Below are 12,397 nucleotides of genomic sequence, written 5' to 3' on the forward strand. Positions count from 1 at the left end.
TATTCCAGGTCAAACAAAAAACTTCCTTCCCTATAATCTATATAATTACATAATTCTACATTTTTAAATAAATTCCTCTAAAAACATGTTTACAATTAATGTCATGGCAATTTATTTAGCTTTGTATCAACCTTAGATAACAAGTTTACTATTTCCAACTCCTTTCTTTTTTTACCATAGTTATGATATATGTTTATTTATTAATTTCTTTCAAAATAAAAATCCTAGCATTAAACTAGGATTTTGTAGATATATATTTTAAAAACTAATAAAAATTAATATGTACATTTTTTTGAAAGTATTATTATATGGTAATTATTACAATATTTTTAAAATTCATATTATGAATCAATAATGAATAATTGCAAAAAATAGATATAAAGTAGGTTATACACTAGAAAGGATGATAATAATGACTGTTAGTGCTAAAGTAAAACAAACTTTAGCTAGTTTAAAAGGTACCCAAAGTACTTTAAGGCTATATTCAATACAAACTCAAGATCAAGAGACAAAAGAAACATATAAAGAAGCTCTACATATAACTAATGAAATAATTAATGACTTAGAAGAAAGGATAAAAGTTTTAGAATTTGAAGAACCCCAATATAAAGGTTATTAGGTGAGGTAAATATGAAAACTTGGATTGAATTATTAATAAGATCAGTAGGTTTATTTTTTTTAACTTTACTATTTATTAGAATTATGGGAAAAAGACAATTAGCTAGGATGACACCGTTTAATTTTGTTAGTTATACTGTCATTGCAATTTTAGTTGCTTTAATTTCAACAGGTATAATTAAAAATTTAGCATTTGGTTTTATTTCTCTAGTAGTTTGGGTTTTATTTTCTATAGGACTAGATTATTTATGTTTAGCAAGCAAATTAATTCATGATTGGGTATATGGAAAAGAAACAATTTTAATAAAAAATGGAAAAGTTATGGAAGAAAATTTAAATCAAATAAGGTTTACAGCAGAAGAGCTATTAAGAGAATTACGATCTAAAAATGTGTTTAATTTGCTGGATGTTGAATTTGCTGTAATGGAATCAACTGGTGAAATTAACGTTCTATTAAAATCAGATAAAAAACCTATTACACCACATGATTTAGGAAAACAAGTATCACCACAAAGTGAATCTCAAACAGTAATCTTAGATGGAAATATAATTGATGAAGCTCTAACTGCTAGAGGATTGAATCGAGGATGGTTAAATACACAATTAGAAAGTCTAGGAGTCTCTTTAGATAATGTTTTTATTGGTCAAGTAGATTCCTCTGGAGATTTATATGTAGATCTTTTTCAAGATTCTATACAAATTCCTAAGCCTCAAGTAAAAGAATTGATTTATGCTAACCTTGAAAAAACTCAAGCTGATCTTCTTAGTTTTGCATTAGAAACAGAAAATTCAAACGCAAAAGATATGTATTCGAATAACGCTCAAAAACTTAAAGGTATTGTAAAAAAACTAGAACCTTATTTATTACATTAGAAGGTGATGATTAAATGTCTAATAAGCAAAAGAAAAAACTAACTCCTATTCAACAAGAATATCAAGATTTTGCAAAAGCTAGAGAACCAAAACGAAAAGTTCTTCGCAATTGTTTTAGAGCATTTATTTCTGGTGGATTTGTTTGTACTATAGGACAAGGACTACAGTGGATGTTTATTAACTACTTTAATTTTACAGAAGAAACAGCTGGAGATCCAGCAACAGCAATTTTAATTATTATTTCAGTTTTACTTACTGGATTTGGTGTGTATGATCATATTGCTCAATGGGCTGGAGGTGGTACTATTATTCCTGTTACAGGATTTGCTAATACCATGGCTTCTGCGGCTATTGAACATCGTAGTGAAGGATATGTTCTAGGAGTAGGCGGAAATATGTTTAAATTATCAGGTTCAGTAATTGTTTTTGGCGTTTTTTCAGCATTTGTGGTTGCTCTTATTAAAATTACTATTAAATGGTTAGGTGGGATGTAAATGTTAAAAGGGCATCAATCATGGGTATTTAATTCAAAACCTGTTATAATTTCTTCTTCTGCTGTTGGAGGTCCTTTTGAAGCACGAGGTAATTTAGCTGATGATTTTGATATTCTTCATGACAATATATGGCTAGGACAAGACAGTTATGAAAAAGCAGAAAAAAAACTATTAGAACAAGCTTGTGAAACAACAATTCAAAAAGCTGGACTGAAAAAAGAAGATATTCAATTTTTTCTAAGTGGAGATTTGATGAATCAAATTATTTCAAGCTCTTTTGCTGCTCGTACTCTTGGAGCTCCATTTTTAGGTATATTTGGGGCTTGTTCTAGTGCTATACAAGGGTTAGCTTTGGGTAGCTTGTTAATTGATAGTAAAGCTGCAAAATATGTTTTAGCGGGTGCATCTAGTCATAATGCATCATGTGAAAAACAATTTAGATATCCAACAGAGTATGGTTCTCAAAAACCTCCAACTGCTCAATGGACTGTAACTGGAGCTGGAACTGGTTTGTTATCATGTGAAGGTGAAGGACCACGTGTTACATCAGCTACTATTGGAAGAGTAGTTGATATGGGTCTTTCTGATCCATTTAACATGGGAGCAGCTATGGCACCTGCAGCAGTTGATACAATTGAGGCTCATTTTAGAGATTTAAATATTGATCCATCATATTATGATATTATTGCTACTGGAGACCTTGGAAAAATAGGACATAGAATTGCAGGAGATTTATTGATTAAACATGGATTAAAAATTCCGCCTGAAATATTTACAGATTGCGGAATAATGATATATAAAGAAGATCAACCTGTTATGGCAGGTGGTAGTGGATGTGGATGTTCTGCTACTGTAACTTATGGACATTTTCTTAATCGTATGAAAAAAGGAGAATTGAAAAGAATATTAATTGTAGCAACAGGTGCTTTATTATCTCCTATTTCATATCAACAAAAAGAAAGTATACCTTGTATAGCTCATGCAGTATCCATAGAAATGACTTAAAAGGAGGTTTAAATATTGGAAAAGTTCATTTGGGCATTTTTAGTAGGTGGGGCAATATGTGTTGTTGGACAAATTATGCTTGATGTATTTAAACTTACTCCTGCTCATACAACAAGCATATTAGTTTCAGCAGGAGCAATACTCGGAGGATTGGGATTGTATGAGCCTTTAATCAAATTTGCAGGAGCAGGAGCTTCTGTCCCAATAACTAGTTTTGGAAATGCCTTAGTTAAAGGAGCTTTAGCAGAAGCAAATCGGGATGGTATAGTTGGTGTCCTCACAGGAATTTTTGAAGTTACTAGTGGAGGGATTTCCTGTGCAATAATTTTTGGATTTATGGCATCATTGATATTTAAGCCTAAAGGTTAAGGAATGGATAAACATTCTATAATTAACTTTTTATTAGTAACATATATTTTTTTTAAAAGGAAATAATATTTAATGAGCAAATAACACAAGGAGGATTTTTTAATGAGTACAATAAATAAATTAGAACAAGCATTAGCAGGTGCTAAAGGTTTAGCATCACAATTTAAAACTTTTTCATTAGATACTGATGATCAAAATGCAAAACAAATGTTTAATCAACTAGCTCAAACTGCTGAAAATATGGCACAACAAGTTGAAAGTAGAGTTGATTTTGTAAAAAGCGAAGAACCTCAATATAGACAAGAACCACAATAAAATAAAAAATCACATTTCTAATTCAAGAAAAATCACATTTCTAATTCAAGAAATGTGATTTTTTATTTTATTGCTAGATTACCTAAATCTCCATTTATTAAGTATGTATTTTCACTGTATATCTGTGTATATTATATTCTCTATGAATTAAGATATGATTTTATCAATTGTTCTTTCTGCTTAACAGATTCTTATGTTTAATTTCTTTTATGGTTAGTTTTTTCAATAAAATCAACTCTAATGCTCCAATAAACGATACAACTGTAACTAACATCCATGCCATAAAAATACCATTTGAGTCGATAATTTTCCCCATTACCATAGGTCCTAATGCATATCCAATTCCTGATACTATCGGAATTATAGAACTAATTCTCCCTCTATGTGAAGGTGGTGTATTATTAGCTATAAAAGCTGAATTATTTATAGCAATTAAAACCTCTCCTAAAGTCAATAAAAATACAGCTATGAAAAACAAAGGCATTACTTTTGAAAAAACTATAACTAAAAAGCAAAGGCCATACAATACTCCACCTAATGACATAACATTTAAAGAATTATATTCTTTAGTTTTATGAGTTAATATTGGAGTTGATAATATAACTATAACCGCATTAAACGCTCCTAAAAATCCATATAACTTAGCACCATCTTCTCCAAATAATTCTCCCATTTGAAGAGGAAGAGAAAATCCCCATTGTGAATATGAAAATTGATATAAAATCATTATTATTGGAAATAAAATAAGAATTGGTTTTTGAAATAAAACCTTAATTGTAGAAGTGTTTGCATATTTATCTATCATATATTCTTCTTTTTCATAAATATCTTTTTTACTTATAATTTTTTTCGGTTCTTCTACATATATAATAAACAAAATTAAAGCTATAATAGTTGTGAATGCATCCCCTATAAATATTAAAGGTAAGTAGTTTTTATATAAAAAACCACCTAAAATAGGTCCTATAGAAAATCCTATATTTATACCCATATACAATAATGAATAAGCCTCTTTTCTATTACCTTCATGTGTTAAATCTGCATTTAATGCATCATATGCAGGTGACGATATTGCATAAAAACATGCTGATAATATCATTATTTTAGCAGTTAATTCTGTTGTTGGAAGCAACCCACAGATTACAAGCATGCTAGCACCTAATATTTGAAATACTATTATAACCTTTCTACGCCCAATGCTATCACTTAATTTTCCTCCTAATATCATGCATGGCACTTGACAAATGGCTAACATTGTAATAAATTTACCCGCTTCAAATGCTGACATCCCTACTCTTTGAGTTAAAATCAAAGACATAAGTGGATGCACAAATGCTCCTATGCAATTGACTATTTTGCCTATGAATAGAACATATATTTCTTTTGGCAATCCCTTATATGTACTAAGTAAATTTTTCATACTCATCACCCCTTTTCCTATGAAAATATTTACGCCTTAATTTAATTATATGATTTTATAAAAACTTTTATCTCGAAATATTCTTTATATATATTTTTTTACTTCATATTTTAATTAACATAATATTAAATATATAAAAGGGATGATAGTTTATAATCATCCCTTTTATATATTTAACTATCTAATTTTACTTATTCTTTCTTCCATTTCTTCTTTACTTTCTTCAACTATATTTGCATTAATTATTATTTCATAAATAGAGGAACTACTTGAAAGTACATCTTTCGTATATTGTAGGGCGTCTTCATAATGTCCATTTGAAAATCTGCTATCACTCATTTAATTCACTCCTCTAGCTTTTAACTTGATTTTAGCAAGGTGGAAAATGTCTTTTTCTGGCTAGTCTTTCTCCAACTATATCTCCTATCTTTTTATTTGACTGTATCTCTTTAGCTATCTCCATCTTAGTAGAATTTTCTTTTAATAGCTTTTTCATTTCTTTATTGTTGTCTAACTCTTCTCTTTTAGTTTTCATAATTTCTTCCTTTCTTTTTTATTTTGATTTACTTTTAAGTTGTCCATATATAATAGTTTTACTACTATAATTTTTTTTATATTTTTCATATAATTTACTTTTATTCTATTATTTATTATTAGTATTTTTTCATATTTTAATCAATGCGAACAATAGTATTTCCAATATCATTTTTGTAAACTTACATAAATGATATTGGAAATACTATAAATTAAGTAATATAAAAAAACATAATTCTCTCATCTAAACATAGGTTGTTCTAAGCCAAAATTTTTAATAATGCTTAAAGATAATAATATCTTAAAATCATTGGATAATAAAAAAATAGTATTTATTTGTGGTATTCGTCGAAATTTAGTTTTAAAATTCCAATAAAATACATATAATAATTACTAAGAAGGTCTATTAAAAGTATTTATTTATCAATATGCTTTAATAAGATTGCCAGACATGTAAGAATAAAAACTAAGGGGGATTTTAATGTTATTATTAAGCAAAAAGGATATCAAGGAAGTTTTCACAATGAGAGATGCTATAGAGGCAAATAAAGAAGCATTTAAAATTTATACTGAGGGAAAAAGCACAGTTCCATTAAGAACTACTATACCAGCAACTAAGCAAGAAGGAACAATGTTATTTATGCCTGGTTATATTGAAAATTTAGATTGTGCAGCTGTAAAAATAGTATCGGTATTCCCTAGGAATGAAGAAAAAGGAAAACCTGTAACACCAGCAACAGTTTTACTACTAGATGGAACAACTGGAGAAGTGTGTTCAATTTTAGATGGAACATATGTGACTCAACTTCGTACAGGTGCAGCATCAGGAGCAGCATTAGATATATTGGCAATAAAGAATGCAAAAAAAGGAGCATTAATAGGAACTGGTGGACAAGCAAGTGCTCAGTTAGAGGCTATGATAGAATCTAGAAATCTTGAAGAAGTATACATATATGATATAGATATAGAAAAAACGAAAAAATTTGTGAGTCAAATGAACCAAGAATTAAGTAATTATAACACAAAATTTAATGTGGCTAAAACATCAGATGAGGCTATAGAAAATGCAGATGTAATAATTACAGTTACAACAGCAAAAAAACCAGTATTTGATGGTAATAAAGTAAAAAAAGGAGCTACTATAAGTGCAGTAGGATCATATCTTCCAACTATGCAAGAACTTGACCCAGCTGTTTTAACTCGCGCAAGTAAAATATTCTTTGAATCAACAGATGCTGTATTAGCAGAATCAGGAGACATACTAACTCCTTTAGCTGATGGAATAATAAGTAACGATGATTTCAATGGAGAATTAGGGCAAGTAATAAATAATGAAATTGCAGGAAGAGAAAACGACGAAGAAATAATAGTCTTTAAAACTGTAGGAATTGCAGTCCAAGACGTTGTTACTGCAAAAAAAATATATGATAATGCACTGAAAAGAAATATAGGTATAAATTGGTAATTCATTAATTATATTAATTTAAAACTTTTTAATTTTACTTATTGAAAAACTAATCCTTACTTAATAGTTTAACATTAAGTTTCATATATTTTAAATTCTGTATAAAAAAACTGGCTCTTAATGGATGCCAGTTTTTTTATACATTTTTATTTAAAATTTTCCGGATAAACAGCTGTTGCCATTTCCTTTAATGCTTTGATTGCATTTTGAGATGGACGAGATGATGCGTTAGAGTCTATAATAAATACTTTATTTTCTTTTATTGCATTTATATTTTCCCATCCCTTACGAGCTTTTATTTCTTCAATTGGATTTTCTACGTAATCTACATTAGTTAATATTACATCTGGATTAGCATCTATTACAGCTTCTTCACTCGCACTTATCCATGACTTTTCATTTTTAAATATATTTTCTGCTCCAATAAGTTCTATCATTTCATTTAAGAATGTCGAATTCCCAAAGCTATATAAACTTGGTGCTGGAGCTATTTCAAAATATACTTTCTTTTTATCAGTTATAGTATCGCCTATAGCTTTTATTTCTTCAACTTGTTTTTTCATGTTATCTACTATTTCTTGACCTTTTTTATCAGTATCTGTAATATCTGCTATAAACATTATATCATCATAAATTCCTTGTATACTATCACTACTTGGAATATATACTACACTTATTCCAGCTTCTTTTACTAACTTAAATGGATCTTCACTGTTTCCAGTTTTATTATGTCCTGATGCTATTATTATATCTGGATTTAATGATATTATTGCTTCTGCATCTGGATTTGAGAAGTCTATTTTTTCAATATCTTTATTTAAACCTTTTATATCTGCTGAATATTTATCCACTGCAACTAACTTATCAGCAAGTCCTAATTCTACTAATACTTCTGTATTTGATGGTGCTGTTGATATTATTCTTTCCATCTTACTTGGAAGAGTAACCTCATTTCCTTCTCTATCTTTTATAATTTCTTCTTTTGTTGTACATCCAACCATTGCTAACATAACTACTAAAATCGTAGCTAAAATTGATGTTATTTTTTTTATCATTTCTAATTCCCCCTCTGATATTTTTACTAATTTTAACACGAATATAGTATAATGTATAATTTTGTATTTTTTGTGTCAAAACCATGTCAAAACGTCGTCAAAATTATTTATTTAATATGATTTTTTTATATTTATTAAATTAAACAATATAAAAAGCCACAATTCACAGTAAAATGTGGCTTTTTATATTAAAATTTATTAATATATTATCAAGTTAAATTCGTACTTAACTAGTTTAAAATTTTGCTCTTTATTTTTGTATAAGATATTTTTCTTTTGTATTTTCCCATATGGTAATGTGTATTGATAGTAAGCATTCCACATACTATTACCATAAAATAATATACAAACCCTCCATATAAAAATACTGCATACCCCATAAGTTCTTTTGGAAATACATTTGCAAATATAGTTAAAAATGCAATTTCATTGGCCCCTACATTACCTGGAGTTGGAACTGGTGACACTGCCATATATAAAAATACTTGAAGAGTCAATATATTAAAATAACTTAAACCACTTAAATTGAATGCTTTATAAATACAATATGCTACACTGAAAAATATACTAAGTTGTATAAATGTTAATATCAAACTAAAAACTAAAGCTTTTTTATCTTTTATAAATATTTTTATAGAGTGACTGTATTCATCTATATATAAGTTTATAAGAGATTTTTTATTTTTTATTTTTTTTAATATCCTTAATCTACATAATATATCTATAATAAAATTCACTATAAATTTTATTTTTTTCGGGCTAAATACTATTAGCATTCCGATAAACAACATAAATACATTCATACACATTCCGGCTGTCATTAATATCATTATTGAAGGCATTTCTATTTTTAAAAGTTCTATATTTAAAGCTATAAAATATCCACAGTAAATTGTGACCATAGTTTGATATATTACTGTTTTATTTGTTACTATGGCTATAGATTTACTAAGACTCACATTATGCTGTGTTAAAGTATATACCTGTACTGGCTGACTTCCAGAAGCAAATGGCGTAACTAGATTATAGTAAAATCCCATTGTAGCTATTTTAAATCCTATAAATTTCATCTTAGTTTTTTGTATTGAGTTTATTATTATATGAAGTATAAGTGATTCAAAAAATATATAAACTATCATTAAAAAGATTCCTAACATTATATATTTTTTGTTAACTATTTTTATTATATGAGGTATTAATGTTATATCTAAAGTTGTAGATACTAAGTAGGTTGTAAGGCATATTAGAAACAATAAGGATCCATATTGTATAAAAGCGTTTTTCTTCTTAGTCAATTTTGTCATAATCTCTCTCCTAATATTTATTAACCATTAATACATCATATACTATTTTATTGCTTGCGTGCAATACTTTTAGCTTATTTAGATGCTTAGGTTTATTGCTTCAGTTATATAATTTACTTAATATTTTACCATTAAGTAAATTATATTTAAAGTTCTGTATATAAAAAAACTGGCTCCTAATGGATACCAGTTTTTACTGTACATTTTTATTTAAAGTTTTCTGGATAAACAGAAGTTGCCATTTCCTTTAATGCTTTGATTACATTTTGAGATGGGCGAGATGATGTATTAGAATTTATAATAAATACTTTATTTTCTTTTATTGCATTTATATTTTCCCATCCCTTACGAGCTTTTATTTCTTCAGTTGGATTTTCTACATAATCTACATTTGTTAATATTACATCTGGGTTAGCATCTATTATAGCTTCTTCACTTGGACTTATCCATGATTTTTCATTTTTAAATACATTTTCTGCTCCAATAAGTTCTATCATTTCATTTAAAAATGTTGAACTACCAAAACTATATAAACTTGGTGCTGGAGCTATTTCAAAATATACTTTCTTTTTATCAGTTATAGTATCACCTATAGTTTTTATTTCTTCAACTTGTTTTTTCATGTTGTCTACTATTTCTTGACCTTTGTCTTTAGTATTAGTAATATCCGCCATAAACATTATATCTTCATAAATTCCTTGTATGCTATCACTACTTGGTATGCATACTACACTTATTCCAGCTTCTTGTATAAGTTTAAATGGATCTTCGCTGCTTCCACTTTTGTTATGTCCTGATGCTATTATTATATCTGGGTCTAGTGCTATTATTGCTTCTGCATCTGGATTTAAAAAATCTATTTTTTCAATATTTTTATCTAATCCGTCTATATCTGATGAATATTTATCTACTGCAACTAATTTATCTGCTAAACCTAATTCTACTAACACTTCTGTATTTGATGGTGCTGTTGATATTATTCTTTCCATATTACTTGGAAGTTTTACTTCATTTCCTTCTCTATCTGTTACAACTTTTTCTTTTGGTGTGCATCCAACCATTGCTAACGTAACTACTAAAATCGTAGCTAAAATCGCTGTTATTCTTTTTGTCATTTCTAATTCTCCTTATTTGTAATTTAAAAAAGCATACTCAGAGAGTATGCTTAAAGTTATCTTTTATCATTTAGCTTTATATCCAACCCTCAGAAGATATTAGCTTTAAGTTATTGGCAGGTATCCCGGCTCAACTTCATCCTACTATCTTACCTTCCCGCTTTAAGCAGTGGTTTTTTAAGATTTCATCAGTTTTACGGTTACTGGGGTAGCTTAGAAATTTCATCTAATTCCCTATTAAGTCTAATAGACACCTAATACTTATTTATTTTATTAAATTTTTTCTTATTCTCTATGATATCTCATTATTAATTTATATGCAACAATATAATTTGTAATTTATTCACAAATAGTAATTTTTTATTAATTAATCTAACTATCGTTTTATAATTTATCTATCCTAGCGCAACATCCATTATCATCATAACTATAAAGCCTAATACAACACCAATAGTCGCTAAATTCTTATTTTCTTTAGTACTTTCTGGTATAAGTTCTGAACATACAACAGATATCATTGCACCTGCTGCAAAAGCTAATAAAAATGGCAATATACTTCTCATACTTATAGCAGCTATTGCACCTATAACTCCTGCAATAGGTTCTACCATCCCAGATGCCTGCCCTGCTAAAAATGATTTAGTTCTACTATAACCTTCTCTTCTTAAAGGAAGAGATACCGCTGCTCCTTCCGGAAAGTTTTGAAGACCTATTCCTATTGCTAATAGTATTGCTGAAAATACTGTTGCTCCTTCAACACCTGCTACTACACCTCCAAAAGCAACTCCAATTGCCATTCCTTCTGGTATATTGTGAAGTGTAACAGCTGTCACTAATAATAAGCTTCTTTTTACAGAATCAACAGCAATTTCACCGGTTTTATCAATTCCCCTTTTGCTAAAATACAATTTATCTAAGAGTTTTTCTGAAACCATTATAAAAAGTCCACCTATTAAAAATCCCATCGCTGGTCCAAGCCAAGCAGGTTCAACTCCAATTTCTTCACATAACTGTATGGCTGGATTTAATAATGACCAAAAACTAGCTGCTATCATAACCCCTGCTCCAAATCCTAGCATACAATCTAATACTTTTCTATTTACTGACTTAAAAAATAGTACTATTGCAGCACCTAATGCTGTTACTCCCCATGTGAATAGTGTCGCTATAAATGCTTGAATAACAGGAGATAGTCTCATAAACCATTCCATAATGTCCCTCCTTATATGTTGTAGTGGTTGTCTGTATAATAACTATATTCATATTAGGATAATTATGTTACGGTTTATAATTTTTTACTTTTAGATTATATATCGAGTTTATTTATATTTTCTTTCATTATCTTTATAGAATTATCTAGTTTAGTATTTTCTGTATTTTCTAGTGCTAAATGTATAACTTCTCTTACTCCATCTTGATTTACAATACTTGGAACTGATATATAAACATCATCTTGATTGTACTCGCCATTTAAATATGAAGATACTGTAAGTACACTATTTTCATTTTCAAGTATAGCCTTAGTTATTCTAGTTAAAGCCATACCTATTCCATAGTATGTAGACTTTTTGCATTCTATTATTTTATACGCTATATTTCTAACTTCATCTTCTATATTCTCTAAGTCATCAAATCTTATTTTGCTATCCTTTCTAGATGCTATTTGATATATTGGCTGAACTCCAGAGAAAGCATAACTCCATGCAACAAACTGAGAGTCTCCATGTTCCCCCATTACATATGCATTTATATCCTTTGGGTTTACATCTAGCCTCTCACTTAATGTATATCTAAGTCTTGCTGAATCTAGCGTTGTACCCGAACCTATTA

The 12,397-nt window shown here is 28.6% G+C and carries 14 protein-coding genes, 1 pseudogene and 1 riboswitch; of the genes and pseudogenes, 7 read left to right on the forward strand and 8 right to left on the reverse strand.

All coding sequences use genetic code 11. From position 1 onward, the window contains the following. The first annotated feature begins 412 nt into the window (after positions 1 to 412). The 6 genes from VLM92_RS14000 to VLM92_RS14025 all read left to right on the forward strand — a co-directional run bounded on the left by VLM92_RS14000 (position 413) and on the right by VLM92_RS14025 (position 3,674). A complete protein-coding gene (locus tag VLM92_RS14000; RefSeq protein WP_325276944.1) occupies positions 413 to 619 on the forward strand; it encodes a DUF1657 domain-containing protein in 207 nt (68 codons plus the stop codon). Between the two features lie 11 nt (positions 620 to 630). Beyond that, on the forward strand, positions 631 to 1,491 hold the full coding sequence (locus VLM92_RS14005) for a DUF421 domain-containing protein (RefSeq protein WP_325276945.1): 861 nt from the start codon (positions 631 to 633) through the stop codon (positions 1,489 to 1,491). A gap of 14 nt (positions 1,492 to 1,505) precedes the next feature. Beyond that, positions 1,506 to 1,985, forward strand: a complete 480-nt coding sequence (spoVAC, locus tag VLM92_RS14010; protein ID WP_325276946.1) for a stage V sporulation protein AC — start codon at positions 1,506 to 1,508, stop codon at positions 1,983 to 1,985. After that, positions 1,986 to 2,990, forward strand: coding sequence for a stage V sporulation protein AD (spoVAD, locus tag VLM92_RS14015; RefSeq protein ID WP_325276947.1), 1,005 nt, complete (start codon positions 1,986 to 1,988; stop codon positions 2,988 to 2,990). A gap of 15 nt (positions 2,991 to 3,005) precedes the next feature. Further along, complete coding sequence (spoVAE, locus tag VLM92_RS14020; RefSeq protein ID WP_325276948.1) at positions 3,006 to 3,359, forward strand: stage V sporulation protein AE; 354 nt, start codon at positions 3,006 to 3,008, stop codon at positions 3,357 to 3,359. 102 nt (positions 3,360 to 3,461) lie between these two features. Next, entirely contained in the window at positions 3,462 to 3,674 is a 213-nt protein-coding gene (locus VLM92_RS14025) for a DUF1657 domain-containing protein (protein ID WP_325276949.1), read from the forward strand. Between the two features lie 163 nt (positions 3,675 to 3,837). Here VLM92_RS14025 and VLM92_RS14030 read toward each other — a convergent pair whose 3' ends face one another. The 3 genes from VLM92_RS14030 to VLM92_RS14040 form a co-directional block, all read right to left on the reverse strand. Beyond that, the gene (locus VLM92_RS14030; RefSeq protein WP_325276950.1) at positions 3,838 to 5,094 is read right to left on the reverse strand and encodes an MFS transporter; all 1,257 of its coding nucleotides are present in this window, start codon (positions 5,092 to 5,094) and stop codon (positions 3,838 to 3,840) included. 177 nt (positions 5,095 to 5,271) lie between these two features. Beyond that, positions 5,272 to 5,433 (reverse strand): hypothetical protein, encoded by a 162-nt coding sequence (locus VLM92_RS14035; RefSeq protein ID WP_325276951.1) that lies wholly within the window; start codon positions 5,431 to 5,433, stop codon positions 5,272 to 5,274. 31 nt (positions 5,434 to 5,464) lie between these two features. Further along, positions 5,465 to 5,629 (reverse strand): hypothetical protein, encoded by a 165-nt coding sequence (locus tag VLM92_RS14040; RefSeq protein ID WP_325276952.1) that lies wholly within the window; start codon positions 5,627 to 5,629, stop codon positions 5,465 to 5,467. A gap of 480 nt (positions 5,630 to 6,109) precedes the next feature. Between VLM92_RS14040 and VLM92_RS14045 the strand changes: the two genes are divergently transcribed. Then, on the forward strand, positions 6,110 to 7,093 hold the full coding sequence (locus tag VLM92_RS14045; protein WP_325276953.1) for an ornithine cyclodeaminase family protein: 984 nt from the start codon (positions 6,110 to 6,112) through the stop codon (positions 7,091 to 7,093). Positions 7,094 to 7,239: 146 nt separating this feature from the next. Here VLM92_RS14045 and VLM92_RS14050 read toward each other — a convergent pair whose 3' ends face one another. The 5 genes and pseudogenes from VLM92_RS14050 to ldh form a co-directional block, all read right to left on the reverse strand. Continuing rightward, positions 7,240 to 8,148 (reverse strand): ABC transporter substrate-binding protein, encoded by a 909-nt coding sequence (locus VLM92_RS14050; RefSeq protein WP_325276954.1) that lies wholly within the window; start codon positions 8,146 to 8,148, stop codon positions 7,240 to 7,242. Between the two features lie 230 nt (positions 8,149 to 8,378). Then, a complete protein-coding gene (locus VLM92_RS14055) occupies positions 8,379 to 9,452 on the reverse strand; it encodes a lysylphosphatidylglycerol synthase transmembrane domain-containing protein (RefSeq protein WP_325276955.1) in 1,074 nt (357 codons plus the stop codon). Positions 9,453 to 9,658: 206 nt separating this feature from the next. Further along, positions 9,659 to 10,567 carry an ABC transporter substrate-binding protein gene (locus tag VLM92_RS14060; protein ID WP_331681780.1) on the reverse strand — a complete coding sequence of 303 codons (909 nt, stop codon included), beginning with the start codon at positions 10,565 to 10,567 and terminating at the stop codon, positions 9,659 to 9,661. A 98-nt stretch (positions 10,568 to 10,665) separates the two neighbouring features. Further along, a riboswitch (cobalamin riboswitch) is annotated at positions 10,666 to 10,840 on the reverse strand. Positions 10,841 to 10,962: 122 nt separating this feature from the next. Continuing rightward, on the reverse strand, positions 10,963 to 11,778 hold the full coding sequence (locus tag VLM92_RS14065; RefSeq protein WP_325276956.1) for a ZIP family metal transporter: 816 nt from the start codon (positions 11,776 to 11,778) through the stop codon (positions 10,963 to 10,965). A gap of 95 nt (positions 11,779 to 11,873) precedes the next feature. Then, positions 11,874 to 12,397 (reverse strand): annotated as a pseudogene (gene ldh, locus VLM92_RS14070) (L-lactate dehydrogenase); the annotation flags it as partial.

The organism is Romboutsia sp. (assembly GCF_035470145.1).
GTDB lineage: Bacteria > Bacillota > Clostridia > Peptostreptococcales > Peptostreptococcaceae > Romboutsia_D.

What these genes read in the sequence shown, in the direction of transcription:
- VLM92_RS14000 (WP_325276944.1), top strand. Translation starts at nt 413, where the DNA reads ATGACTGTTAGTGCTAAAGTAAAACAAACTTTAGCTAGTTTAAAAGGT.
- VLM92_RS14005 (WP_325276945.1), top strand. Translation starts at nt 631, where the DNA reads ATGAAAACTTGGATTGAATTATTAATAAGATCAGTAGGTTTATTTTTT.
- spoVAC (WP_325276946.1), top strand. Translation starts at nt 1,506, where the DNA reads ATGTCTAATAAGCAAAAGAAAAAACTAACTCCTATTCAACAAGAATAT.
- spoVAD (WP_325276947.1), top strand. Translation starts at nt 1,986, where the DNA reads ATGTTAAAAGGGCATCAATCATGGGTATTTAATTCAAAACCTGTTATA.
- VLM92_RS14025 (WP_325276949.1), top strand. Translation starts at nt 3,462, where the DNA reads ATGAGTACAATAAATAAATTAGAACAAGCATTAGCAGGTGCTAAAGGT.
- VLM92_RS14030 (WP_325276950.1), bottom strand. Translation starts at nt 5,094, where the DNA reads ATGAAAAATTTACTTAGTACATATAAGGGATTGCCAAAAGAAATATAT.
- VLM92_RS14035 (WP_325276951.1), bottom strand. Translation starts at nt 5,433, where the DNA reads ATGAGTGATAGCAGATTTTCAAATGGACATTATGAAGACGCCCTACAA.
- VLM92_RS14040 (WP_325276952.1), bottom strand. Translation starts at nt 5,629, where the DNA reads ATGAAAACTAAAAGAGAAGAGTTAGACAACAATAAAGAAATGAAAAAG.
- VLM92_RS14045 (WP_325276953.1), top strand. Translation starts at nt 6,110, where the DNA reads ATGTTATTATTAAGCAAAAAGGATATCAAGGAAGTTTTCACAATGAGA.
- VLM92_RS14050 (WP_325276954.1), bottom strand. Translation starts at nt 8,148, where the DNA reads ATGATAAAAAAAATAACATCAATTTTAGCTACGATTTTAGTAGTTATG.
- VLM92_RS14055 (WP_325276955.1), bottom strand. Translation starts at nt 9,452, where the DNA reads ATGACAAAATTGACTAAGAAGAAAAACGCTTTTATACAATATGGATCC.
- VLM92_RS14060 (WP_331681780.1), bottom strand. Translation starts at nt 10,567, where the DNA reads ATGACAAAAAGAATAACAGCGATTTTAGCTACGATTTTAGTAGTTACG.
- VLM92_RS14065 (WP_325276956.1), bottom strand. Translation starts at nt 11,778, where the DNA reads ATGGAATGGTTTATGAGACTATCTCCTGTTATTCAAGCATTTATAGCG.